Origin of the sequence: Euhalothece natronophila Z-M001, assembly GCF_007904085.1 — a bacterium.
GTDB lineage: Bacteria > Cyanobacteriota > Cyanobacteriia > Cyanobacteriales > Rubidibacteraceae > Halothece > Halothece natronophila.
Genome location: NZ_CP042326.1, coordinates 261,279 through 285,133 on the forward strand (window position 1 = coordinate 261,279; position 23,855 = coordinate 285,133).

The window sequence follows — 23,855 nt, forward strand, 5'->3', positions numbered from 1 at the left end:
GGGGTTCTCCTTAGACAGTGGAATTTAGATACGTGCTTCTTGTTGTTGATAGAGATAGAAGTAGCGACCCTGCATTGCCATTAACTCTTCATGAGTTCCTTGTTCAACAATTCTTCCTGCATCCATCATTAGAACGAGATCAGCATTTTTGATCGTAGCTAAACGATGGGTAATGAACAACACCGTTTGATCTTGGAAAACTTCTGATAGATTACGAGAAACTTGTTCCTCTGTATTATAGTCAAGGGCGCTGGTGGCTTCATCTAGGACAAGGAGTTGGGGTCGTTGCAAGATGGTTCGCGCGATCGCGATTCGTTGTCTTTGTCCCCCTGATAGAGCAGCTCCTCTTTCCCCAACTCTTGTGTTATAACCACTGGATAAATTCATAATAAACTCATGGGCAACAGCCGTTTTCGCTGCCTCAATAATTTCTTCGGTGGAAGCATCAGGATTGGTTAAACAGATGTTTTCCTGTACTGTCCCTTCAAATAATAAGGGATCTTGAGGAACGACGCCAATTTGTCGCCGTAGGGAATAAAGCTCAACTTTCGACACATCATAATTATCAATTAAAATCCGTCCCATTTCTGGTTCATAGAGACGCGGAATCAGTTTGGTGAGGGTACTTTTTCCTGCCCCACTTTCACCAACAACTCCCACAAATTGTCCGGGCTGAATCTCAACGTTAATATTATTTAATTGCATGGGGCCGGGACTTTTGAAGCGGAAGGAGATATTTTCATAGCGCACTCCTCCCTCAATTAGCGGCATCGGAATATTATCGCGGTCTTCTTCCCCTTCTTGGGGCGTATCAACAATATCGCTGAGACGTTCTAAAGAAAGAGCAGTTTCTTGGAAGTTTTGCCATAGTTGAGAAAGACGGAGAAGTGGGCTAGTCACATAACCTGCGATAATGCGGAAAGCGATTAATTGACCAAGAGTGAGTTGTCCTCCTAATACTAAATGAGCCCCAAACCAAAGGACGATCAACCCCGATAGCTTGTTGAGGAAGTTACTACTAGAACTGGAGAGAGTGGAAGTAATAACTGTTTTAAAGCCTTGGGAAACATAACGGGAGTAGAGTTGTTGCCAACGCCAGCGCGATCGCAGTTCAATATTTTGCGCCTTCACCGTTTGAATCCCTGATAAGACTTCTACAAGGTGAGATTGGGTTTTTGAATTGCGTTCTGCTTTTTCTCGTAACTGACGACGGATTAGGGGGGAGAAAGCAATGGTTAAGATCATCAATAAGGGAACAACTGCTAAAGAAGCAAGGGTCAGCCTCCAGCTTAAAAACAGCATTACCCCAATATAAATTACCGAAAAAATGGAGTCGAGAACGACTGTTAAAGCGGTTCCTGTTAAAAATTGGCGGATGCGCTCAAGTTCATTCACCCGACTAGAAAGATCACCGACAGGGCGTTTTTCAAAATAACGTAAAGGCAGTCGTAGCAGGTGATCAATAATTTTTGATCCCAGACTCATATCAATGCGGTTCGTGGTATCCACAAAAATATAAGTACGTAGGGTGCTAAGAATCGCCTCAAAAATCCCAATCACTAAAACAAACAACCCTAGCATATTAAGGACTTCGGGGCTATTTTGGGCAATCACTTTGTCAATGATGACCAACATCATCAAAGGATGCGCTAATCCAAATAGCTGCACGAAGAGGGAGGTAAAAAAAACAAGCGCCAAAACTCCCCGATACCTTTGGATATAGGGAATAAACCATTGAATGCCAAAGCGTTGTTGGGGGGTTTCTTTCGTTGCTTCTAAAAGCAGAATTTGCCCCCCGTCTCCCCAAACCTCTTGGAATTCCGCTATGGATTTGGTGATCACCCCTTCTGTGGGAATCCCCAAGATCACTTCTCGATCATTGCTTTCATAGAGAATGGCTAAGTCTTCTCCCCAACGAATCAGAGCAGGGGGATTAATCCGACCAATGGATTTAGTGGGCATTTTGCTCAATTGAGCTTTTAAGCCTAATAGTTCGGCAACTGCACCAGCTACAGGTAAAGATAAACTCTCACTTCTCTTAAATTGATCGCTTAATACCCGTCGAATGACTTCTTTGCGGAAGGGAACTTGGAAGTATTGACTGAGCATTTGGAAGCAGGCAAAAGCGCGATCAAGAGGGGTATTTCCTCGGGGACGGGTGTGAGGATACTTTTTAAGTCCCACAGTTTGCCGATTGCCCTCATAATGGTCAGTTCCGGGGATAATGTTTTGAGCATCTTCCACTGTTACCTCTTCGGCAACTTGAGGCTCTATTGTTTCTGGTTCTATTTCATCATCATCTGGGGTTGTCAGAGTGTGAGGGTTCAGCCATGGTAAATCCGCACGATAAAAGGCGATAAAACGTAGAGGTTGATTGCCTTCTACTGTTAGAACTGTATTTTCATCTACCTCTAGACGACTTCCAATGGGAAAATTAGCGAGTTTACCGCCACCACTGACTAAGCAAATTCGATCTTCATCTTTCAAAGGATGGTCGTCTGGGAGATTGGCAATTTTTGTCTTACCTTCGGGAAGCGTCTCTATGATCGCGTTTTTTAAGCTTGCTTCGGTAACGGCTTTGAGATCAACGCCACCGTGAGGATGACGTTCTTGTTCTTCACACAGGAGATTAAACGCTTCTACAGCAGTACATTCACTCTGGATGGCTTCTCGAAAAGCATCATATTCTTGATAAAGTTGCCAAAACTCTTCGGCACTCAGGCTTAAACAGATTGATTCTTCTGACGCGATCGCGGTTTCACAGGGAGCGCCTCTTACTAATCCCACCCAACCAATTAATTTCCCAGGGCGAGCTAATTCTAAGGTGAGTGGCATTTGGGTTTTATATTCATATCCCAACAGCCGCACTTGCCCTTCATAAATAAGTTGGACTTCTGTGGGCATTCGTTCCCGTAACGCCAAGGTTTGTCCCATTGTGTAGCGTAAGGGGCGTAGTTTTTGCGAAACTCTCTCACAGGCTTCACGGGGTAATTGGTTAAAGGGAAAACTCTCTGTCAGGAGAGAGACAATGTCAGTGGTTGTAAAACTCATCAGGCTACCTCGGATGTTTCTGTATCTAGGGGTTCAATTTTAATCTGTTTTTTGACTTCTTCTTCCAGCCACTTACTAAAAAGTTCATGAATTAATTTTTGACGGGTTGGCTCATCTAGTTGCGCTGAAATTAGCTTTTCTAAGCGCACAATAATACTCCACTCACCAATCCGTACAGGGGGCCAAAGTTGACCCACTTCACTCTTTAGGAGCATTTCACTTACTTTTTCATGGGGGGTGGTTACAGGAACAGGACCAATAATTCCCCTGGTTTCAGCTTCAGCACCCTCGGAATACTTTTGAGCAAGTTCTTCAAAGCTGGCTTCTTGGTTCTGTAGGCGAAAATAGAGTTCTGTTGCTATGCTATGATCCTTGGTTCGCAACAAAGAATACACGACTTGGTCCAAATCTCGTTTACGTTGTAGGAAATACGATTCTACTTTGACTCCCCAAGTTTCTTGTTTGAATTTTTTGAGTTTATATTTCCGAATAGCGATTTTTTCAAATTCTTCTTGGTTAAGATGATTATACTGCAACCAGGCTTGAACTTGTTTAGGATCAGTGAGTCGGTTTTGGGTCAAGTATTCTTTTTTTGCCTTTTCTACTTCTTCGGGGGAGCATTCTATGGGGGCGATCGCGCGATCAATAATTAATTCCCGCAATAATTGTGGCAACATCTGATAAGTTTTTAAATGAGACACTAATTTTTCTGGGGGAATCGGCGTTTCGTTAATTTTGATTACCTCAGTCATGACGTAAATTTTAAATTCCTCCAATGCTTGTCTCGATAGCCCATTAAAAATGGCAACAGCCAATCAAGTTGGGATGGCTGTTAAACCAATTATTTTACTTAGTTTGGCATAATCTCTGACGGGAAGATTCCTCCTTCATTACTTTGCCCTAAGAATTTTTGATGGACAATTTCTTGGAAACTTTCCATGTTTTTGGACCAACGATCAATTTTGCCTTGTAAGTCAGCAGTGGCATTGCTTCCCTCTTCGGAGCGATAATTAAAACTACCTGAGAATAATAAAGCGGCTACAGTTTGATTAGGGTCACTTTGCGCCCTTAACCGCACTTCATTGACACTTATATTGAGTTGACATCCTTCTAACTGATAAACAAAGTTGACAGAGGCTTGAGGCGTGCTGTTTCCTACCTCGCGCCAAGGACCAGGGGCAATTAATTTTTCAATGAGAAACTGACGGGGACTCGTTGTCGCGTCATTCCCAAAACTGACAATGGTTTTCGGAGCAACGCTGACAGTTTGATAATCCGCTTTAGCAAATTTAGCAACAAATTCTTTGGCAACGAGTGGGGATTTAACTGCTTTAGCATTTTCAGAATTAATAGGTTCACCAAAAGTAATATTCCGTTGCTGGGCAACAATATTCACACCATTTTTGAAGTTTAACCGCGCCTGCAGTTGGTTTAAGGTGGGTTGCTTAGAAAGTTCCCAGTCATCAGGGATTATACCTAACGAGCGTAGATTATCAAGGGTTACCATCGTCGGATTTAAGTTCTTTGCCGACAGAGTAATTCCTAACTCTTGGATGTCCATTGGTTGCGTTAAGGGGCTAGAGGTAGTATTGACCATAATATTTTTTTACTGCTTCTATAACTGGGTTAAATTGACTGTCTTTTTAAGAGAATACCCGAAAAGTCGTCATTTGCGTGTGCTATTTTACTGTTTTTTTGAGGAATTGCAACTAGCTGCTCACTAAAATATGTCAACTTAATGAAGAAAAGGAGAAGATTTTTGAAAAGTAGCAATAACGCGATCGCGCCCAGAATTCGGATTCGCCCATTGATAATGGCATTCTTTTGGATTGCCCCAACAAAGATTTAAAATGAGATCAGTTTGTGTGGTTTCTACTTCCAGCCATTCTGCCTCAGTTGCCCGATGATTAACTGTTTCAGGGTCAATTTCTATGGGAGGCGTTCCTTCTTGCCATAAGAAAAGGTTTTTAGTCGCTTGTTGCCAGAATTCTAAAATTTGCGGTTTAATTCTAATTAATGTTTCTTTATCTTCAGGAATAGCAATTAATTGATTATGAAGTTCAGGACAAGCCACCTCATAGCCGTTAAAGTAATAAGTTCGCCAAACTAATCCTGAAACTTTATGCTGGCGTTGATATTCATGAATTTGAGCGCGAAAATCACGATAAGCAAAAATTTTGCTTAATTTTTCGGTGCCAATGGCTTTTGCTAAGACAGGATTATTCAAACGCTCCGAGGAAGAAAATAAGACTCGTTTCCCTTGCCAGTTTGCTCTTAATTCTTGATCGAGAATTTCAATTAGCTCTTCAGTGGTATAGCTCATAAGCAAGGAAGTCCTAGTCACGCAAGCAAAGCTTAAATTTGCTACTAGTTGCAATCGCTTCGTTTCCTACTTTAGCTAAAAATGGCAATACTTTATCCAAAGTGGCAGAATTCGATAAAATAGGCATGGCGTACTGTTTATCCGATTAACTTTGAATTTTTCTGAACTTGGGTTACTCTTAGTTCCTCCCGTCGCGGGAGCAACCATTGGCTATTTCACCAATGACATTGCTATCAAAATGCTATTTCGCCCTTATAAGCCTCTTTATTTGGGTCAAAAGCGAGTCCCTTTTACTCCAGGGTTAATCCCTCGTAATCAAGCCAATCTCGCCCAACGCGTCGCTAATACAATTATGGGGTCACTATTAACCCCAGAAGAATTACAAAAAATTGCCCGTCGTCTCTTGCAACCAGAACGAGTTAAAGGAGCAATTTCATGGCTATTAAAATCTTCAATTAAGCAAATTGGGCAAAACAAACAAGAAAAAAGTGCTCAAGTTTTAGGAAATATCCTACGAGATTTATTTAGTGAATCTTTGCCAAGAGTCGTTAAAGTTTTGTCTCGCCGAGAAGACTTTTTAGAAGCACAACTTAACCAAATTTTTGACCAAGTCCTCATTGATTTTCAGTTTACAGATAACCAGGCTAAACAACTATCTGATTGGCTAGTAGATGTTATTTTACCTCCTAACCGTATTCGACAAATTATTATTGATTTACTTACTGACCGTAATATCCAAATTATTGATGAAACTTTTCGAGAAAAATCTAGTGGAACTTATTGGGTAGTTGCAAATTTATTTGGGTTGCGTAATACTCTAAATCGTTTGCGGGCTTTTTGCTTGGATGAAAAAGAAACAGCTAATCTCCGCATTGAGGAATTAGTAGTTACCCTTGAAATTCGCGCTCGTCTTAGGGAATGGTTGAAAAGTTTATCTCTCCAAAATTTACCTATTTCAACTGTTCGTCAATTTCGTAAAACAGTTCGAGAGTCGATACAAACTTACCTACAAGATAAAGGTGCAGGCTTAGTTCAATCTTTAGGAAGTTCTATTGACTGGGAGGATGTAGCAGTACTTATTATTAAACGTTTACAATCATCGGAAGCTGTCGATCAGTCTTTGGAGGTGGTTAGTGAAGAGCTATCTTTAATTTTAGAGCGATATTTGGAAGAGGAATTAGAAGAAATTATTACAAAAATTATTCCGATTTTATCTATTGATGAAGTAATTATTAATCGTGTTAATTCTACAACACCTGAGGAGTTAGAAACTACAGTTAATTCTATTGTTAAAAACGAATTACAAGCAATTGTTAATCTTGGGGGAATTTTAGGCTTTTTAGTGGGAACATTACAGGCAACCTATTTTTACTTTAGTTAATAAAAGAGTTCAAGGCTTTTGTAGATGAAGCATACATTAACCTACGCTAAGCAGGAAAAACTAGATACTGCGACAGGCTATTAAAATTCATCTCAAACTTCTGGAAAATCCCCTAATTAATGCCAACGATCTATAATAAGTTTCTAAACAATGCGTAAATATAACTTGAACGGGGTAATCAGGCTAAATAACAAAATAGAGTAATAGATATATGCACTATGATTCATTACCAATTCATCACTTTCAGCAATTAGAATCAACCAATAAAACTGCTTGGGAACTATTCCAACAAGGAGAAAAGACTCCTTTTATAGTTACAGCAGACGAACAAACTGCGGGTAAAGGACAATGGGGAAGACAATGGGTGTCTAGTTTAGGGGGGCTTTATCTTTCCCTCATTTTAACGCCAGAAATGAAAATTGAACAGCCATCTTACTTAACCATTAGTAGCGTTTTTGGCGTAACTGAAATGTTAAGAAATTACCAAATTCCTGCACAAATTAAATGGTTAAATGATATCTTTCTAAATCGGAAAAAACTAGGAGGCATTCTAATTGAAACCCATCTAAAAACTCAAAAATTAAAAGCAGTTGTTATTGGTATTGGCTTAAACTGGGAAAATACTGTTCCTGAGTTAGGAATTACTCTAAAAGACTATATTAATCAAACCAACTTCATTCCCTCCTTCAATTCATCCTTGCCATTAAAGGAAGATTTATATAATTATAAGTTACCGCCAACAATAGCGAGTCTCCCTGACTTAAAAATCATTGTTATTAATGGTTTACTATTGGGATACCAACGTTACCGCCAAGAAGGGATTACTGCGATATTACCTGAATATGAAGCGCGACTCCTAAATTAATGATTCTCTGATTTTCTTCCACAAACTAGCCTTAATCTACTATAATGGGCGTTGCTATGGCAATTATAATCTGCTTCGTAAAAAGTAAATTAGCTTCCTATTTCCCCGTAGTAAAGGGCAGGGGTGTTTCATTCGTGGGGAAAAAAATTGAAAGTAATCGCCTGAAATCCTTACATGGCAGGGTGATCGCGATTATTTCTTCTGATTTAACTTCTTCTTAAGAAAAAGCCGCTAAATTGCTTTCCTGTCTTAAAGTCTAGAACGAAGCACAAACCTGGAAAGGGGGTTTGTCTCCCCATCTCCCTATCTCCCCACCTCCCCACCTGAGGGGGATTTCAGGAGAATGAAACGACCCTGCTTAGTAAAGGGGGAATAAAATGCAAAAATTTACAACTGATTAAAAATTGCTATGTGACTTAGCGATTATAATCGTAAACCTTATTAATTATTCTTTATTTACCATGTCCTCTTCAGAAGAAAAAAATCAACAACAAAGTGCCTCTAGCTTAAAAGAAATTCGTGCCACGCGCATTCAAAAAGTGGAAACCCTAAAACAAGAAGGATTAAACCCCTTTGCTTATAAATGGGAAATTACTCACCATGCCAATGAATTACAACAGCAATATGTGCAATTAGAAAATGGGGAAGAAGTAGAAACAGAAGTTTCTATCGCTGGAAGAATTACAGCGAGGCGAGTTTTCGGTAAACTTGCATTTTTTACCCTTCAAGATGAAACAGGAAATATTCAACTCTACTTAGATAAAAAGCGCATTACTGCTGGTATGAGTGAACTAGAAAATGCCTTTAACTTGTTAAAAAAACAAACCGACACAGGAGATATTTTAGGAGTCAAAGGAACAATTAAACGCACTGAGAAAGGTGAACTTTCCATTAATGTTCGTCAATATAGTATTTTAACCAAATCCTTACTCCCCCTTCCTGATAAATGGCATGGTTTAACTGATACAGAAAAGCGTTATCGCCAGCGTTATGTGGATTTAATCGTTAATCCTAATGTTCGAGAAACTTTCCGTAAACGGGCAAAAATTATTGCTGCGATTCGACGCTATTTAGAAGAAAACAACTTTTTAGAAATTGAAACCCCTGTTTTACAAGCCGAAGCAGGTGGAGCAGATGCCCGTCCATTTGTTACTTATCATAACACCTTAGAGATGGATTTATATTTAAGAATTGCTACAGAACTCCATCTCAAACGCTTACTTGTGGGAGGCTTCGAGCGAGTTTTTGAACTAGGAAGAATTTTCCGCAATGAAGGAATTTCTACTCGCCATAATCCTGAATTTACCTCCATTGAAGTGTATCAGGCTTATGCTGATTATTATGATATGATGACGTTAACTGAAAATGTCATCACCTGCGCGGCTAAGGAAGTATTAGGGTCATTAATTTTATATTATCAAGGGGAAACCATTGACTTAAATTCTCCTTGGAAACGGACAACCATGCACGAATTAGTTGCCGAAAAAACAGGAGTTGATTTTAGTCAATTTAATGAGTTTTCCGAAGCTAAAGCGGCTGCCGAACAAGTGGGAATTGGCGTTCCTGAAGATTGTCAATCCATCGGTCAATTATTAAATGAAGCCTTTGAACAGAGAGTAGAAGAAACTCTAATTCAGCCCACATTTGTCCTTGATTTTCCTAAAGAAATCTCCCCCCTCGCAAAGCCTCATCGTTCTAAAACAGGATTAGTGGAACGCTTTGAACTCTATATTGCAGGACGAGAAATTGCCAATAGCTTCTCAGAATTAACTGATCCTCTTGATCAACGAGAACGTTTAGAGTTACAAGCTGCCAAAAAAGCAGCGGGTGATCTCGAAGCGCACAACGTCGATGAAGACTTTTTAACTGCCCTAGAATACGGAATGCCCCCCACAGGAGGGCTTGGCATTGGGATTGATCGCGTTGTGATGTTATTAACCGATTCTCCTAGTATTCGTGACGTTATTGCCTTCCCCTTACTCAAAGGTTCAACGCCCAAGGAAGAATCAACCTAAGCGAAAAAGGTGGGTTCTCCCCACCTCGCTATTATCTAGTTATCAAGAGTGGCAACTTCCTCACTTTGCAAACAGTCCAGCATTCTCACTGTTGCAGCAGCTGCATAATTTCGTTGTGCTGGTTCATTGGGCGCAAAGTCATTTCCTTGTTCATTTAAAGGAGACGCAACACCACAATAAGCAGACATCTGAGTTACAACATCCTCCGCCCAATGACCACTCATATCAGCAAAGTTAATCGGATCCTCAGTTGTGGCTAATTCGCCTGTTTCTCCTAACTGGTTGCGGACATATTCAATGGCTCGGTTTTCAATGACAATTAATTCGGCGCGAGTTACAGGATCAGTGGGGCGAAATGTCCCATCATCGTAACCGGCAATAATATCATTTTCCTTTGCCCAAGTAATACGCCCAGAACTCCAGCGATTTGCTTCTACATCAGGATAAGGATCACTATCGGCTTGATCTGATACAGCTAGCTCTAATTCAGGGATTCCTTCTAAAGCATTAATCACCATAGAGACCACCTGTTCCCGAGTCAATTGATCTGTTGGACGGAATGTTTCATCTTCAAATCCAGAAATAAATCCCTTATCTACAGCTTGGGCAATTTCACGAACATATAAGTCTTGACGGGCATCAGCAAAAGGCATATCAACAGTGGTTTTTGCGAGATAGTAGTGACCCAGGGTTCGATCTTCAAAGGTACGTCTGGCAAAACTCCAACCTGGCTCTAAATCAAATTTTAGATATTCTCCTTCTGCCAGGCCATGGGTACGCCCAACGACCATTGGCTCTCCTTCTCCTCGATTTCGGGGTCTTCCCACTAAAAGGAGTTCATCATCTCGTTCTACTACGCTGAGATTATAACGTTGCCCCATATCTCTCCCATCCACTCGGATGGAATAACCGTTAGTATCAGTTGCCCGTCCACAAATTCCTGTAAAGTCAAATTCTTGTAGTAAGGGTTCAACAACGACGGGTTCTGAACCACTTTCATCCCAACATTGTCGTTCATCAGTGAGTTGTTCTACGACTAAAAGCTGATAGTTTCCATCGCCAAAGGGGGCAGCAATGGCAATGTGATCATCTTGTTCCACATCTTTTGCTTGGAATAGCTGGGCATTACCAACTTGTGCTGTCAAAATAACTGCGAGACTGGTTGCGGTTGTAACGGCGGTAAATTTTTTCAAATTCATAGGTATGATTTAGGATAGACTCGTTGATCAAATAGAATTGGTTATGACTTCTCCTGAAATGTTAGGAGAGCAATCTTTCTGATGCTAATCTATTTTAGTCCCTTTATGACTGTATAAACATTAGTTTTGTTTCCTGCATGATGATTAATCAACTGTCCAATACGTTCACCTTATTTCTAAGTTTACTGGTAGAGGCGTTTCCTTTTTTATTAATGGGGGTAATTCTCTCTAGTCTTATTCTCATTTTTATTGATGAAGCTAGCTTAGTTCAATCTTTACCCAAAAATCCAATTCTAGGAGCTTTAGTGGGAAGTGTGATTGGATTTTTATTTCCTGTTTGTGAATGCGGAAATGTTCCCGTGGCAAGACGGTTGTTGTTACAGCGAATTCCAATTTCAGTTGCTATTGGTTTTTTATTAGCAGCCCCTACCATTAACCCGATTGTTATTTGGTCAACATGGGTTGCCTTTCGGGATCAACCGCAAATTGTTTGGTTACGCATTTTATTCTCTTTAATTGTGGCGATTATTGTGAGTTGTATTTTCAGTGTTCAAAGTGATGTTAAAGTTCTGCTACAGCCAACTTTAGCCAAGCAGTTGAAATACTATTCTAAGGAGGTTAATTCTTCTTCAAGTTCTGGTGGTAATGATTCCCCTTTATTACAATCAGGAACATTTTTACTAAGCAGTGCTGGTCAAGCTGTTCCGTTCCAAGCGGTTGCGACTGAGAGTGTTCCACAAACTAAAAATTTAAGGTACTTTCTCAATAAATTTGATCTGAAAGTTTTTCTTGATAATATGACCCAAGAGTTACGAGAATTAGGGGGAATTTTAGTTTTAGGAAGTGCTTTTGCTGCCAGCATTCAAATGTTTACCCCTCGGGAAGTCATTTTAGGGTTAGGACAAAGCCCAGTGACTTCAATTTTTGTGATGATGTTGCTGGCGGGCTTGATTTCAATTTGCTCAACAGTTGATGCTTTTTTTGCCCTGTCTTTTGCTTCCACTTTTACCACGAGCTCTTTGTTAGCTTTTCTTGTTTTTGGCCCCATGATTGATTTAAAAAGTGTGGGCTTAATGCTGTCAGTTTTTAAGCCTAGAATTGTGTTTTATTTGTTTTTGATTGCAGCGCAATTAATTTTTATTCTGACTCTTGCGTCTTATTACCTCTCTAGTTAAGACATTTTATGACATTTTAGGACAATTACAAAACTTCATGAAATCAGAAGCAAACTACAACTATCATAGTAGTTAATTACGATTAATTGTGATAGAATACTGCCTATATAAGGTTAGGGTATTTCAATGAAATTTAGTGTGTTGTGAGGAGAAAATAATTGTGACCTTCAGCAGTTGCCTCCGAGAACGGATCTTATTAAGTCAACCAATGAAAACAGGGGTCTTGACCAGTGCCATTGTTTTGTTTTCGTCATCGGTAGCTACTCCAGCGATCGCGCTAGAATGGCGACCAGATGATTCTAATCGAAATTCTACAACTGTCCAACAATCTTCCGAGGAATCTTCAGAAACGCTTACAAGTCAAGAGCTGATACAAACGATTCGTGGTTTAGAATTAGTAGAAGTTTTTGATTTTTCCTCTGTTGAGAGTCAAGAAGTTAAGGCAGTTCAAAGTGCCCTTAGAGAAATTGCTAGACAGTCTTCTTCTCCTTATGAAATTCCCGCTAGTCAACTAAAGGGACTACAAAATATATTTTCTAGTTTATCTGAAGAGGAAGTAGCAACGGTTAACCAGATGTTGCTCATTCAACAGGCGGAAGCATCTTTTAGCCTCAGCCCTGAAGAAGTAGCAATGTTACAAAAAGCCTTAGAGGAAATTCCTCAGTCCAACCTTAGTCAAAGTCAAAAAGGGCAATTAACGGTTATTAGTAGCGCGTTGAATGAGGTTTCTGAGCAAGAGGGACTGTCTTCTGAGCAATTAGAAAATTTACAAAGCGCGATCGCGCAGGTTTTTTTACCCCCGAAACTCGCCCTAGTCAGACCGCAAGGCAAACAGAAGAAAGAGAAGAGACATTAGTTGCTCATACCAATCCCCCAACGTTTAATCAACAGAAGGCTCAATCGAGTAATCCTAGCCAACAAATTGCTCAATCACCCAGACAAAAATTTCGGAGTAATTTAGCAACTCACCTTACTGATTCTACTCCCGAAGCTCAAGATTTTTTACTCTCAACTCTCACTGACAATAACATCCCTCAAGAAGAAGCCGAAACCCTAATCACGAATCTCGAAAATCTGTTTCAGGAGGTGGAAGGAGGCGATATCATATTTCGGGTGGAGATGGCGAGACGGATCACCCGAGCCCAGCAAACTTTTAATGAAGTTTTACAAGCCTTAGACACTGAAATATTAGAAGCTCCTCCAGATTCATTATTAATTATTCGCGGTGTCATTGCTGAGGCTGTAGAAGTAACAGCATTACTAGAAGAAGATAACGCTGGATTGGTTTTTGGACAGACGGAGTCAATGATATTGGTTTTCATGGTACTCCTGATGAAAGCGTGATGGGAGACGCTGTGTCTCACGGTTGTGTGAGAATGCGTAATGACGATATTTCTGAAATGTTTGAAAAAATCAGCGTCGGGGATAAAGTAATTGTTAAGGAATAGTCAACTTTGTTCAATATCTCTCAACTGGAACAGGTATTACGAAGTTTTGCTAAGTTAGAATACTGTTGAAAGAAAGGTAAGGCTTTGTAACCAACCCTGCTGTTTCCTTTCAAACAAGGGGTTTAAAGCCTTAGTAGTAAATATAAGAAGCAGTATCTAATTAGTTCGATCTTATCTATGATGACTAGTTTTGCCAAAATTTCTCATACTAATTCTAAAGAAGAAGTGTCCACTTGGATTCGTGGTTTATTAACTGTAGCTTGGGCTGATGGAGATTTTGATTTAGAAGAAAAACATCTCATTACCAAAATTACCCAAGAAGAGTTAACCCCAGATATTAAACTGAATCATGTTGATTTAGTCAGCCCTGAAGAATTAGCCGCCACCTTGGGAAAAGACAAAGCTGTTGCTGAAAATTTCTTACGTACTGCGGTAATGGTTGCTTTAGCAGATGGGGTTTATTCTCGTGCGGAAGCAGATCTCCTTAATTCATTTTGTCAAGCGCTAGAGTTAGATATTGAAGCTCTCAAGTCTCTAGAGCATACCCTTGCTGATAACGAATCTGTAGATGTAAGTGAGCATTTATCCTCTGATAACCAAAATGAACCACAGGATTCAGAAAACCCCTCTTATGATCCCCTAAAACCTGTTCGGAATTGGTTGGATGGCATGGAAATTCAAGATCCACGCCTGGCAAGATTTATCTGTAAGTTAGTTCCACCCCAATGCCCCTTTGAACGTGATATTAAGCTCTTTGGTCACAAAATCGTGCGTATTCCGCCATTATGCAAATTGAATCCGTTGTACGAGCAACTAATGGGGCTAAGGTTTCGAGCTTTATCCTTCCTCGCTGAGGAATGTAATGAGGATGTTTCTAAGTATTGTTAAGTTTGCGAGCATAGGCTTGCACTTCCGCAATCGAAAAAAGAGCTTGAAACTCAATTCCTTCTTGCTGATAAAGTTCTTTTCCCCCTTGTTCTCGGTCAACAATCGCTAGAATTTGAGTTACCTCATATCCTGCGGTTTGTAATTTTTCCACGGCAAATAGAGCCGATTTTCCTGTAGTCACTACATCTTCTAACACAACTACTTTTGTTTTAGGAGGGAGTTGTTTGCCTTCCAAGTAGGCATTTGTACCGTGCCCTTTTGCTTGTTTACGAATGATAAGCCCTGATATCGGACAATTGTTGTAAGCAGAAGCAACTGTTACTGCTGTTACTAAGGGATCTGCGCCTAAGGTTAAGCCTGCAACCGCTTGAACATCTTCAGGGAGGAGATTTAAAAAGAGATTGCCAATTGCAAGAGATCCTCCTGCACTGAGAGAAACCGGTTTGCAGTTGATGTAATAGGTGCTTTTTTGCCCCGAAGACAGAGTAAATTCTCCTTCCTGATACGCTTCTGTCGCTAGAAGGTGCAGTAAGGTTTGTTTTGAGCGGTTTAAATGGTTATTGGTCAATTGTGATTGGTTAATTTGGTGTTAGGTAGGACTATCCAACTAAGCCGGAACGTAAGGCACGAACAGCGGCTTGGGTGCGATCATCGGCACAGAGTTTATTGAGAATATTACGAACGTGTGTTTTAACCGTTCCGACAGTGATATAGAGCTTTTCAGCAATTTCAGCGTTACTTGCCCCTTCCACAATCAGTTGTAAGACTTCTAATTCTCGCTCCGTCAGGGGATAGGCTTCCATGAGTTGCTCATATTCTGGTTCTGAGGCACTGATTTGGCGTGTGTTTACCTCTTCTTCTTGTTGGGGGGTAATGGTTTTTGCTTTAGAAATCACCAAACGCGCGATCGCGGGATCAATCCAAGAACTTCCCTCTTTCGTAACTCGTAAAGCCTCTAACAGCAAATCAAAGCTAATATCTTTCATGCAGTAAGAGTCTGCCCCAGCGGCAAACGCTGCCAGCACATATTCCTCACTATCCTGCAAGGTCAAAATCAGGATTTTTACCTTTTGTAGAGCCTCATTTTCGGCTTGAGCTTGTTTGAAATGAGTAGTTAACTCAATTCCATCCATATCAGGTAGCCCAATATCCACAATCGCGACATCGGGCTGTTTTTCTTCAATTAATGCCAATCCTTGTTTTGCATCAACAGCTTCGCCTAGAAATTCTACTTCTTCCCTTTGCTCGAGAGAAGTACGAATGCCAATGCGAGTCAAGTCATGGTCTTCAATTAAAATGACTCTTATCTTACTCATTTTTTACAGCTTTCCAGTTTCCAGACTTTAATCTCTGTCTCCCTAGCAAGATGCTAATAACAGAATTTATCAACAGAGTTTTTCTGAATCATATCACTTACGATGTCACTTGAATAGAGAGGGGAAAGTATTAAGCCCAATAATAAAGCCCCGCTCCTGATGAATTCTTACTAGGAGGGGGCTTAAGCTCAATCTGCTATTGTTTTGCTAGTTAGGAGGCAAGGGCAACTTCTAGCATTTGTTGTAACTCATTATTTTGATAGAGCTCAATCATAATGTCACAACCGCCAATAAATTCCCCATTTACATAGACTTGAGGAATCGTCGGCCAGTTGGAATATTCTTTAATGCCTTGCCGCACTTCGGGATCCTCTAAAACATCATAAGTTTCATAGGGAACGCCCATCGCATTTAAAATCTGGACAACATTGTTAGAAAACCCGCACTGGGGCATTAACTTGTTTCCCTTCATGAAAACGGCAATTTTGTTATTGTTGATTAGGTTTTCAATCCGCTGGTTTGCTTCTGGTGACATAGTTCAATTCTAAATAATCGGTTTCTATCTACAATAACGTTTAAGCCGTTTTAGCTTCTTCCCAAGCTGAAGGAGTATAAGTTTTTAGGGCAAGGGCATGAATTGCCTCAGAAGCCATCGCTTCTTGTAAAGCCCCATAGACCATTTGATGTTGCTTAACACGGTTTTTTCCTTCAAACTCGGAGGAAACAACCACTGCTTCTAAATGGTCACCACCACCAGTTAAGTCTTGAACTTTGACTTGAGCGTCTGGCAGTTTCGCTTTGATCATTGTTTCCACTTGCTCTAAAGTAATCATAATTGAGAGATTTGGATAATAAAGGCTACTGTGTTTATATCTTAACCATCTCTCCCTTTTGCTCGACAATGCAAAGAAATGTTAAAAAAAGCAAAAATAACTTAACTTCCTCGCCAGAATTTATTACGATGCATTGAAAGAGTTGAAGCCAATTAAGGATTTAGTATGCCATATACCAAAGAAGATGGGGGTCGCTTAAATAACTTTGCAGTGCAACCAAAAATGTATGTTGCTGAACCTCCTAATAAAAAGCAAAAACGGAATTACATTGTTATGGGAGCCATTTCATTGTTATTGGTGAGTGGCTTAGTCTTTGTTGCTTTCTCGATTTCTTAAAGGTAGATTGCCCCCAATGCTGATCTGAAGTTGATATCCTAGGACTAGTTTGCTTAGGCAATAATTAACTTCAATAAGCATTAAAAAGGATCAAAGAACCCGTGCCACTTCAGTTGTTATTGTTCATTGATGAGCGTTCTAGCTCTCAAGAGCATCTTCAGGGAATCCAAAACTATCTTGAAGCTCTCAAAGAAGATTATCCCTTTGAACTGCAGATGGTTAATGTTGCGGAGCAACCTCACTTAGCTGAAAATTTTCGGTTAGTTGCAACACCTGCTTTAGTTAAAATTGCTCCTCAACCTCGTCAAACAATAGCTGGCACTAATTTAGTTAATCAGTTAGAGCAGTGTTGGTCACGATGGGTTCAAAGTGCAAAACAAGAGTCGCAATCAGATCAGGAGTCCTCATCAGTTTCTGAGGCAGTGACATATTCGGGAGAATTAACACGTCTTTCCGATGAAATTTTTCGTCTAAAACAAGAAAATCAGGAACTTAATGAGCAGATTCGCTTCAAAGATCAGGTATTAGCGATGTTAGCTCATGATTTGCGAAATCCTCTAACTGCGGCTTCGATCGCGCTGGAAACTTTAGAACTAACCGATCAAAATCCTGACCAACAGAAGGTGGAAAAAATCAAGAAACAAATTTTCCGCCAGGCGCAAACCCAGTTTCGCATCATGAATCGGATGATTACTGACATTTTGCAAACGGCTCAGGGAAAAGATGCAGAATTAAATATTCAACCGCAAAAACTCAATTTGCAAGCACTCAGTCATGAGATTTTAGACCACTTCCAGGATACTCTGGCTCGCAAATGTTTAAATGTTAAAAAAGATTTACCGCAAGATGTTCCTGAAGCCCATGCGGATCCAGAACTAATCCGACAAGTGATTGTTAATTTATTAGATAATGCAGTGAAATATACATCAGAGAAAGGGACTATTAAGGTTTCTCTCTTACATCGAACCTCCCAGAAAATTCAAGTGACAATTTGTGATGACGGACCAGGTATCCCTCCTGAAAAACGAGAAAGCATCTTTGAAGGGAGAGTACGTCTAAAACGAGATGAAGCCAAAGAAGGATATGGGCTAGGCTTATCTCTTTGTCGTCAAGTGGTACGCGCTCACTATGGAGAGATTTGGGTGGATAGTGACACAAACCGAGGCAGTTGCTTTCACTTTACTCTACCTGTTTACTAAAAATCACGGGTAGCGAGAATCCGCCACCTAAAGGAGGCGGAGTGTCAAATTTGCGTTAGAAATTTCAGAAAATTTTCGGATTAATAGTTCATTAAAATACAAAATATAACTAGTAATTCTGAGATAATGAACGCAAGCTAAATCATAATAAGTACTGAATTTTGACTAATCAGGAACTTTATGGTCGTGGCTTCAGTCTTTGTTATTCGACAGGAACGAAAATGAATGCAAGCAATCAGTTGATGAATTCCTATTTTTCTACTTCTTGGTCAAATCGGGAAGCTTCAGCCGCTTCTCAAGTACCAACTCCCGTTACACAACTCTCAAATCAGGATTTGGTTTTACTCTGTCAACAGGGAATTAAGCCCGATCGCGCAGCCTTTTCTGAGCTCTTACGCCGTCATCAAAGTTATGTGGAAAAGTTACTCTACCATTTAGCCCCAGATTGGTCTGATCGGGCTGATTTAGTGCAAGAGGTTTGGATCCGAGTTTATCGTAATATCCAACGCCTGAAAGAACCGGTTAAGTTTCGAGGTTGGCTCAGTCGTATTGCTACTAATTTATTTTACGATGAATTACGTAAACGAAAGCGAGGGCAAAATCCTCTTTCTCTAGATGCTCCCCGTTTAGTGGAGGATGGGGAAATGAGCTGGGAAGTACCCACCCATTTACCAGGCCCTGAGCAAGATTTGAGCAATCAAGAGTTTTATGAGGAATTAGATCGCGCGATCGCGCAGTTACCAGAAATCTTCCGCACTACTATTGTTTTACGAGAAATTCAGGGATATTCCTATGAAGAAATCAGTAGTATTACGGGAGTTTCTATTGGAACGGTGAAATCAAGAATCGCTCGCGCCAGAGCAAAATTACAAACTGTCTTGATGGCTTATTATAAATTATAATTAATAGTTAAGATAACCAAATGACAATTAACCCAACTACTTCTTATTTGAAATAAATTATATAGATTTTGTTTTTCCTTGTCCAAGGAAAATAACTCAATTAGTTATACATGACTAGTAAAATTAAGGAGTAAGAGGACCCTGAAGATGATATTAAAATAGCGAGGCAACAATGAACGATCTAGATTATTTTGAGTTATTAAGTGCTTACCTTGATGGAGAACTTACCTCAGATGAAAACCAAAAAGTTGAACAGTGGTTAAGTCAAGATCTGCAAGCTCAAAAAACCTATAAATATCTCTCACAGCTACGTTATCACCTACAAAAAGCCTCTGCTCCAGTCTCGTCATTTTCCACGGACCAATTAACCGAACAGGTTATCACTGAATCTCAACAGCAAACTTGGCAAGAAGTGAAGTTATGGGCAAAACGAATATTACTTGTAGTCTTTGTTGCCGCAACATCAGGAGCTTTTGCTTGGAGGGCTTCTCCTTCTTTTCGCCTTGCTGAATCTCAGCCATCTGAAACCTCTCCAGCTTCAGGCTTAATGATTAGTGTAGATCAGCCTATCCTTGACATTCCAACTTATCCTGACTCTACCTCTTCTCATAATCTAGAAGGGAGTTTTAATTACTATTAAATCTCGCAAATGAGTCTTGAGATGAAATGACTGGCACTTTCAAACCAGAAGCAGAGGATTTTTTGTTCTAATCATTATCATTGTGAGGGCTTAGTTTGGAGGTTTCCTCCAAACGTAAGAAGCCCGAACCGAAGGAAAGCCCCGTCCATCGGTTTGAAACCGATGGCTTTCTGACTGAATCGTTGTAAAATTTTTTTTGAAACCGCGATTACTTTCTAGTTCTAACTTATGCACCCTCTGACTTCGGAAACTGTTGCCATTTACCGTATTTTAGATGCTAACCTCGATCGCGCTCGTGAAGGCATCCGTATCATTGAAGAATGGTGTCGTTTTTCCCTTGATTGCTCTACCCTAGCACAAACCTGTAAAGAAATCCGTCAAACCCTTGCTAGCTGGCACACAGAAGAACTGCGAAACGCCAGAAATACTCCTGACGATTGTGGAACAAGCCTCACCCATCCCCAAGAAGAAATCCGCCACAGCCCTCAACAAATCTTACATATTAACCTCGCCCGTACCCAAGAAGCCCTGCGTGTCTTAGAAGAATATGGGAAACTCTACGATCCCCTTATGGGAAGTCAATGCAAACAGATGCGCTATCAAATTTACACCCTAGAAAGCCATCTCTTTGCCACCTCTCCTCAAGAAAAGCTGAGATCAGCACGACTCTATCTCGTTACATCTCCCACAGACAAAATTTATGACATTGTTAAAGCCGCCTTACAAGGAGGACTCCCCCTTGTTCAGTATCGCAATAAAGAAGCCGATGATACGATTCAAATTAGGGAAGGAAAGCAACTTTGTGAGCTTTGCCATGAATATAACGCCTTATTCCTAATGAACGATCGCGCTGATCTTGCCCTCGCCGTCAACGCTGATGGAGTCCACTTAGGACAACAAGACCTCCCCATTGCCACCGCCCGTAAAATTTTAGGTGCAAACAAAATTATTGGACGCTCTACCACAAACCCCCATGAAATGGAAAACGCCATTAAAGAAGGAGCAGACTATATCGGAGTTGGGCCCGTGTATGAAACCCCAACTAAACCGGGAAAAAAAGCCACAGGATTAGACTATGTGCGATACGCCGCCAAACATTCTCCCATTCCTTGGTTTGCCATTGGTGGAATTAACGCTGATAATATAAAAAATGTCATCCAAGCCCAAGCTCACGGAGTTGCTATTGTCCGCGCCATTATGGCAGCGTCAGACCCAAAAAGTGTAACCGAAACCTTAATTCGCTATGCCCAATGACCCCATCACCCTGACCATCAACGGCGATACGGTAACTTGTCCCCCTGAAATCCCCATTACTGATGTCATTACTAAATTTAACTATAATCCGCGTCTAGTTGCCATTGAATACAACGGTGAAATCCTCCATCGCCAGCACTGGGCAACAACCCTTGTTCAAGAAGGTGACCAACTAGAAATTGTAACCATTGTCGGTGGTGGTTCGCTGAAAAATTCTCCATCATAAAGATAGATAGCAAAAAAGAGTGAGCAAAAATTATCTTATGTTTCGGAACATTTCTTGGAAACGCTTTTTAAAGTCAGTGGCTTTAGTTACCCTTGCCTTAACCTTTATCTTTACCAATGTTAGCAGTGCCTTAGCTTCCCCTAGCAGCGAACGCACTGACAGCATAAATAAAGCCACCTTAGAAAATTCGATTGAATCAGAGGCCTTAATTGCCCGTCGTAGTGGCGGACGCATTGGTGGTGGTGGCTTTAGTCGTCCGAGTCCGAGTTCGCCCTCTCGCGGAGGTGGTTCTCGCGGTGGTGGCTTTGGTGGCGGCTTTGGCTTCCCCTTTCTCTTACCCTTCTTTGGCTTTGGCGGCTTTGGCAGTATCTTTACCATTCTCATTTTCTTTGCCGTTGCCAACTTCTTAGTGCGTAGCTTCCAAAATTCTGGCTTCGGCGGTGGTGGTGATGGAGGAGTTGCCACCACTAATCCCAAAGTTACCGTCAGTAAAGTACAAGTGGGATTACTCGCCGATGCAAAAGAACTACAACAAGAACTCAATGATCTGGCGCAAAAATCAGATACGGGTACAGCAAGCGGTCGCGCTAGAGTCTTACAAGAAGGAACCCTTGCCCTTTTACGCCATCCTGAATATTGGGTTTATGCTAAAAGTGAATCCAACGTTTCCCGACTAGAAGAAGCAGAAGCCCAGTTTAATCGTCTTGCGCTTTCTGAACGCAGCAAATATAGTGAAGAAACTCTCTCTAATGTTGAAAGCCAATTCCGTCGTAGTGAGAGTGAAACCACAACTGCCGAGTCGCCAGCAGAATACATTGTGGTAACGATTTTAGCTGGTGTGCAAGGGAAATCAGAGCTTCCTGATGTCAAAAATGCTGACAACCTGCGTCAAGCCTTACGTCAACTAGGGAGTGCCAGCAGTGATACTCTCTTGGCTGTTGAAATTATCTGGACTCCTCAAGCAGAAGGGGATACTCTGTCTAACGATGATCTTTTAGCAACTTATCCTGATTTACAGCCTCTGTAATATTTGAGTTTTCCTAGATTTGGGTTGGGTTTTGTAGCACTTAACCCAACCTAATTTTAATGTATTTTGAATGTTTAATTTGATTGCTTTAATTGTCACAGGCTTTTTTTCCGCAGGAGAGACGCTTACCCCAGCCCAACCTTTAAATTGGCAAGAATTACCGTTATTTTCTCTTCCTTCTTCTCCAGAATCAGAAATTAAGACTACCTTACAAAAATATTTAGATGATTTATCTCCTTCGCAAGGAGTTTTAGTGGCTTCAGATTGGTGGACATTTGCGGAAAATCGCCCCGAAATGACTCATGCAGGTGCATCACTTACCAAAATTGCTACTACGGTTGCAGCTTTAGAACATTATGGGATCGAACATCGCTTTGAAACAGTGGTGAAAAAAGAAGGAAAAATTGAAGCGGGGGTTTTAGAAGGGGATTTAATTATTGAGGGGGGTGGTGATCCGTTTTTTGTCTGGGAAGACGCGATCGCGCTAGGAAATGCTTTGAATGAGTTGGGAATTGAGAAAGTTAGGGGGGATTTAATTGTTATAGGGGATTTCTTTATGAATTATGAGAAGGAGATTACAAAGTCAACAGATTTACTAAAACAAGCGTTTGACTCTCAATCTTGGTCATTTCCCATTGAACGTCAATATAAGCAAATGCCCGTGGAAACCCCTCGCCCAGAGGTGCAAATTCTTGGGGAGACCATGACTAAGAAGTCAACTGATAGTACAGAAGTTTTACTGCGTCACCAATCTTTGCCTTTAACTGACATCTTGAAACGGATGAATATTTATAGTAATAATGCTATGTCGGAGTTAATTGCTAAACCGATGGGTGGCGGTGAGGGAATTCGAGAGATTATTTTACAAGTTACTGCCATCCCCCCAGAAGAAATTAAACTGATTAATGCCTCTGGTTTAGGAGTTGAAAATCAAATGTCTCCTAGGGCTGTGGTCAAACTCTTACGTTATTTGCAGACTAGCATGGCGGAAAATGACGGAACACTGGCTGATCTCTTGCCTGTTACCGGGGAGGATGGGGGAACTTTGCGCGATCGCGCTCTCCCAAAAGGACTCCCTGTGAAAACTGGTAGCCTTGCCACTGTTAGCACTTTAGCTGGAGTAATTCCCACAGAATCTCATGGCTTAGTGTATTTTGCAATCATGAATCAATATGGCAGTCTGAATAGATTTCGGCAAGAACAAGACCAGTTATTGCAAACCCTAGCTCAAGACTGGGAAATCTCCTCCCTAGAGAACCTTAAACATGAAAGAAGCGCGATCGCGCCCTAGACGGATCCTAGTAACGCGATCAACCAACCTTAAGATTGTGCCTCAAAGTCTAAAGCAGCAGAGTTCATGCAGTAACGCTTACCTGTAGGAGCGGGGCCATCATCAAAAACGTGACCTAAATGGGCATCACAAGCCGAACATAACACTTCTGTCCGCGTCATAAATAAACTGCGATCAGTTTCATAATCGACGCTATTTTCTTGAATGGGCGCATAAAAACTGGGCCAACCAGTGCCAGAATCATATTTAGTTTCAGAGCTAAATAAGGGCTGACCACAACAAACACACTTATAAATGCCAGTTTCTTTATGATCGTGATATTTACCAGTAAAGGGCCGTTCTGTTCCTTTCTTTCGCGCCACTCGAAATTGCTCTGGTGTTAGCTGTTGTTTCCACTCTTGCTCGCTTTTTTTTACTTTTTCCACCATGATTTTAATTAATAATTCTTAACGTTCTACTTCTAGTGTAACGGTTAAACCATTCCAA

Annotated in this window: 25 protein-coding genes and 1 pseudogene; 16 read left to right on the forward strand and 10 right to left on the reverse strand. The window is 40.8% G+C overall.

The features are described 5' to 3' along the window. Positions 1–24: 24 nt before the first annotated feature. The 4 genes from FRE64_RS01150 to FRE64_RS01165 all read right to left on the reverse strand — a co-directional run bounded on the left by FRE64_RS01150 (position 25) and on the right by FRE64_RS01165 (position 5,374). On the reverse strand, positions 25–3,051 hold the full coding sequence (locus tag FRE64_RS01150) for a peptidase domain-containing ABC transporter (RefSeq protein ID WP_146294281.1): 3,027 nt from the start codon (positions 3,049–3,051) through the stop codon (positions 25–27). Then, positions 3,051–3,803, reverse strand: a complete 753-nt coding sequence (locus FRE64_RS01155) for a peptidylprolyl isomerase (RefSeq protein ID WP_146294282.1) — start codon at positions 3,801–3,803, stop codon at positions 3,051–3,053. Before FRE64_RS01155 ends, FRE64_RS01150 begins: the two co-directional genes overlap by 1 nt. A 98-nt stretch (positions 3,804–3,901) precedes the next feature. After that, positions 3,902–4,648: a hypothetical protein gene (locus FRE64_RS01160; protein WP_146294283.1), complete on the reverse strand. Its 747-nt coding sequence runs from the start codon at positions 4,646–4,648 to the stop codon at positions 3,902–3,904. A gap of 138 nt (positions 4,649–4,786) precedes the next feature. Continuing rightward, complete coding sequence (locus FRE64_RS01165) at positions 4,787–5,374, reverse strand: hypothetical protein (protein WP_146294284.1); 588 nt, start codon at positions 5,372–5,374, stop codon at positions 4,787–4,789. Positions 5,375–5,507: 133 nt separating this feature from the next. Here FRE64_RS01165 and FRE64_RS01170 point away from each other — a divergent pair, with 133 nt between their 5' ends. The 3 genes from FRE64_RS01170 (at position 5,508) to lysS (ending at position 9,635) form a co-directional block, all read left to right on the forward strand. Next, positions 5,508–6,755, forward strand: coding sequence for a DUF445 domain-containing protein (locus FRE64_RS01170; RefSeq protein WP_146294285.1), 1,248 nt, complete (start codon positions 5,508–5,510; stop codon positions 6,753–6,755). Positions 6,756–6,966: 211 nt separating this feature from the next. Next, on the forward strand, positions 6,967–7,620 hold the full coding sequence (locus FRE64_RS01175) for a biotin--[acetyl-CoA-carboxylase] ligase (RefSeq protein ID WP_146294286.1): 654 nt from the start codon (positions 6,967–6,969) through the stop codon (positions 7,618–7,620). Between the two features lie 461 nt (positions 7,621–8,081). Beyond that, positions 8,082–9,635 (forward strand): lysine--tRNA ligase, encoded by a 1,554-nt coding sequence (lysS, locus tag FRE64_RS01180; protein WP_146294287.1) that lies wholly within the window; start codon positions 8,082–8,084, stop codon positions 9,633–9,635. 35 nt (positions 9,636–9,670) lie between these two features. Here the strand turns inward: lysS and FRE64_RS01185 are convergent, their stop codons facing one another. After that, positions 9,671–10,834: a DUF3747 domain-containing protein gene (locus tag FRE64_RS01185; protein WP_146294288.1), complete on the reverse strand. Its 1,164-nt coding sequence runs from the start codon at positions 10,832–10,834 to the stop codon at positions 9,671–9,673. Between the two features lie 143 nt (positions 10,835–10,977). Between FRE64_RS01185 and FRE64_RS01190 the strand changes: the two genes are divergently transcribed. The 5 genes and pseudogenes from FRE64_RS01190 to FRE64_RS01210 all read left to right on the forward strand — a co-directional run bounded on the left by FRE64_RS01190 (position 10,978) and on the right by FRE64_RS01210 (position 14,345). Then, entirely contained in the window at positions 10,978–12,009 is a 1,032-nt protein-coding gene (locus tag FRE64_RS01190; RefSeq protein ID WP_146297233.1) for a permease, read from the forward strand. 160 nt (positions 12,010–12,169) lie between these two features. Beyond that, complete coding sequence (locus tag FRE64_RS01195; RefSeq protein WP_146294289.1) at positions 12,170–12,865, forward strand: hypothetical protein; 696 nt, start codon at positions 12,170–12,172, stop codon at positions 12,863–12,865. Positions 12,866–13,128: 263 nt separating this feature from the next. Continuing rightward, a complete protein-coding gene (locus tag FRE64_RS01200; protein WP_146294290.1) occupies positions 13,129–13,353 on the forward strand; it encodes a hypothetical protein in 225 nt (74 codons plus the stop codon). Beyond that, positions 13,284–13,457: pseudogene (locus FRE64_RS01205) on the forward strand (L,D-transpeptidase); the annotation flags it as partial. The gene FRE64_RS01200 and the pseudogene FRE64_RS01205, both read left to right, overlap by 70 nt. A 180-nt stretch (positions 13,458–13,637) precedes the next feature. Beyond that, complete coding sequence (locus FRE64_RS01210; RefSeq protein ID WP_146297234.1) at positions 13,638–14,345, forward strand: Mo-dependent nitrogenase C-terminal domain-containing protein; 708 nt, start codon at positions 13,638–13,640, stop codon at positions 14,343–14,345. Here the strand turns inward: FRE64_RS01210 and pyrE are convergent. The 4 genes from pyrE to FRE64_RS01230 form a co-directional block, all read right to left on the reverse strand. Beyond that, positions 14,332–14,928, reverse strand: coding sequence for an orotate phosphoribosyltransferase (gene pyrE, locus FRE64_RS01215; RefSeq protein ID WP_146294292.1), 597 nt, complete (start codon positions 14,926–14,928; stop codon positions 14,332–14,334). The genes FRE64_RS01210 and pyrE overlap by 14 nt on opposite strands. 16 nt (positions 14,929–14,944) lie before the next feature. Beyond that, on the reverse strand, positions 14,945–15,661 hold the full coding sequence (locus tag FRE64_RS01220; protein WP_146294293.1) for a response regulator: 717 nt from the start codon (positions 15,659–15,661) through the stop codon (positions 14,945–14,947). A 211-nt stretch (positions 15,662–15,872) separates the two neighbouring features. After that, positions 15,873–16,196, reverse strand: a complete 324-nt coding sequence (gene grxD, locus FRE64_RS01225) for a Grx4 family monothiol glutaredoxin (protein WP_146294294.1) — start codon at positions 16,194–16,196, stop codon at positions 15,873–15,875. A gap of 40 nt (positions 16,197–16,236) precedes the next feature. Continuing rightward, positions 16,237–16,494, reverse strand: a complete 258-nt coding sequence (locus FRE64_RS01230) for a BolA family protein (RefSeq protein WP_146294295.1) — start codon at positions 16,492–16,494, stop codon at positions 16,237–16,239. Positions 16,495–16,659: 165 nt separating this feature from the next. Here FRE64_RS01230 and psb34 point away from each other — a divergent pair, with 165 nt between their 5' ends. From psb34 to FRE64_RS01270, 8 genes are all read left to right on the forward strand, one after another. Next, the gene (gene psb34 / locus FRE64_RS01235; protein ID WP_146294296.1) at positions 16,660–16,830 is read left to right on the forward strand and encodes a photosystem II assembly protein Psb34; all 171 of its coding nucleotides are present in this window, start codon (positions 16,660–16,662) and stop codon (positions 16,828–16,830) included. Between the two features lie 101 nt (positions 16,831–16,931). Continuing rightward, positions 16,932–18,029, forward strand: a complete 1,098-nt coding sequence (locus FRE64_RS01240; protein WP_146294297.1) for a histidine kinase — start codon at positions 16,932–16,934, stop codon at positions 18,027–18,029. 242 nt (positions 18,030–18,271) lie between these two features. Further along, the gene (locus tag FRE64_RS01245) at positions 18,272–18,931 is read left to right on the forward strand and encodes a sigma-70 family RNA polymerase sigma factor (protein WP_146297235.1); all 660 of its coding nucleotides are present in this window, start codon (positions 18,272–18,274) and stop codon (positions 18,929–18,931) included. 172 nt (positions 18,932–19,103) lie between these two features. Next, the gene (locus FRE64_RS01250; protein ID WP_146294298.1) at positions 19,104–19,571 is read left to right on the forward strand and encodes an anti-sigma factor family protein; all 468 of its coding nucleotides are present in this window, start codon (positions 19,104–19,106) and stop codon (positions 19,569–19,571) included. Between the two features lie 228 nt (positions 19,572–19,799). Further along, positions 19,800–20,825 (forward strand): thiamine phosphate synthase, encoded by a 1,026-nt coding sequence (locus tag FRE64_RS01255; RefSeq protein WP_146294299.1) that lies wholly within the window; start codon positions 19,800–19,802, stop codon positions 20,823–20,825. Beyond that, complete coding sequence (thiS, locus tag FRE64_RS01260; RefSeq protein WP_146294300.1) at positions 20,815–21,051, forward strand: sulfur carrier protein ThiS; 237 nt, start codon at positions 20,815–20,817, stop codon at positions 21,049–21,051. Before FRE64_RS01255 ends, thiS begins: the two co-directional genes overlap by 11 nt. Positions 21,052–21,088: 37 nt before the next feature. Next, positions 21,089–22,078, forward strand: a complete 990-nt coding sequence (locus FRE64_RS01265; protein ID WP_146294301.1) for a DUF1517 domain-containing protein — start codon at positions 21,089–21,091, stop codon at positions 22,076–22,078. A 70-nt stretch (positions 22,079–22,148) separates the two neighbouring features. Further along, the gene (locus tag FRE64_RS01270) at positions 22,149–23,369 is read left to right on the forward strand and encodes a D-alanyl-D-alanine carboxypeptidase (RefSeq protein WP_146294302.1); all 1,221 of its coding nucleotides are present in this window, start codon (positions 22,149–22,151) and stop codon (positions 23,367–23,369) included. Between the two features lie 29 nt (positions 23,370–23,398). On the opposite strand, the gene msrB is transcribed toward FRE64_RS01270, so the two are convergent. Further along, positions 23,399–23,797, reverse strand: coding sequence for a peptide-methionine (R)-S-oxide reductase MsrB (gene msrB / locus FRE64_RS01275; RefSeq protein WP_146294303.1), 399 nt, complete (start codon positions 23,795–23,797; stop codon positions 23,399–23,401). Positions 23,798–23,855: the final 58 nt, after the last annotated feature.

Excerpts from the sequence above, each read along its gene's own strand:
- FRE64_RS01150 (WP_146294281.1), bottom strand. The coding sequence starts at position 3,051 with ATGAGTTTTACAACCACTGACATTGTCTCTCTCCTGACAGAGAGTTTT.
- FRE64_RS01155 (WP_146294282.1), bottom strand. The coding sequence starts at position 3,803 with ATGACTGAGGTAATCAAAATTAACGAAACGCCGATTCCCCCAGAAAAA.
- FRE64_RS01160 (WP_146294283.1), bottom strand. The coding sequence starts at position 4,648 with ATGGTCAATACTACCTCTAGCCCCTTAACGCAACCAATGGACATCCAA.
- FRE64_RS01165 (WP_146294284.1), bottom strand. The coding sequence starts at position 5,374 with ATGAGCTATACCACTGAAGAGCTAATTGAAATTCTCGATCAAGAATTA.
- FRE64_RS01175 (WP_146294286.1), top strand. The coding sequence starts at position 6,967 with ATGCACTATGATTCATTACCAATTCATCACTTTCAGCAATTAGAATCA.
- lysS (WP_146294287.1), top strand. The coding sequence starts at position 8,082 with ATGTCCTCTTCAGAAGAAAAAAATCAACAACAAAGTGCCTCTAGCTTA.
- FRE64_RS01185 (WP_146294288.1), bottom strand. The coding sequence starts at position 10,834 with ATGAATTTGAAAAAATTTACCGCCGTTACAACCGCAACCAGTCTCGCA.
- FRE64_RS01200 (WP_146294290.1), top strand. The coding sequence starts at position 13,129 with ATGGCGAGACGGATCACCCGAGCCCAGCAAACTTTTAATGAAGTTTTA.
- FRE64_RS01210 (WP_146297234.1), top strand. The coding sequence starts at position 13,638 with ATGACTAGTTTTGCCAAAATTTCTCATACTAATTCTAAAGAAGAAGTG.
- FRE64_RS01220 (WP_146294293.1), bottom strand. The coding sequence starts at position 15,661 with ATGAGTAAGATAAGAGTCATTTTAATTGAAGACCATGACTTGACTCGC.
- grxD (WP_146294294.1), bottom strand. The coding sequence starts at position 16,196 with ATGTCACCAGAAGCAAACCAGCGGATTGAAAACCTAATCAACAATAAC.
- FRE64_RS01230 (WP_146294295.1), bottom strand. The coding sequence starts at position 16,494 with ATGATTACTTTAGAGCAAGTGGAAACAATGATCAAAGCGAAACTGCCA.
- psb34 (WP_146294296.1), top strand. The coding sequence starts at position 16,660 with ATGCCATATACCAAAGAAGATGGGGGTCGCTTAAATAACTTTGCAGTG.
- FRE64_RS01245 (WP_146297235.1), top strand. The coding sequence starts at position 18,272 with ATGAATTCCTATTTTTCTACTTCTTGGTCAAATCGGGAAGCTTCAGCC.
- FRE64_RS01250 (WP_146294298.1), top strand. The coding sequence starts at position 19,104 with ATGAACGATCTAGATTATTTTGAGTTATTAAGTGCTTACCTTGATGGA.
- FRE64_RS01255 (WP_146294299.1), top strand. The coding sequence starts at position 19,800 with ATGCACCCTCTGACTTCGGAAACTGTTGCCATTTACCGTATTTTAGAT.
- thiS (WP_146294300.1), top strand. The coding sequence starts at position 20,815 with ATGCCCAATGACCCCATCACCCTGACCATCAACGGCGATACGGTAACT.
- FRE64_RS01265 (WP_146294301.1), top strand. The coding sequence starts at position 21,089 with ATGTTTCGGAACATTTCTTGGAAACGCTTTTTAAAGTCAGTGGCTTTA.
- FRE64_RS01270 (WP_146294302.1), top strand. The coding sequence starts at position 22,149 with ATGTTTAATTTGATTGCTTTAATTGTCACAGGCTTTTTTTCCGCAGGA.
- msrB (WP_146294303.1), bottom strand. The coding sequence starts at position 23,797 with ATGGTGGAAAAAGTAAAAAAAAGCGAGCAAGAGTGGAAACAACAGCTA.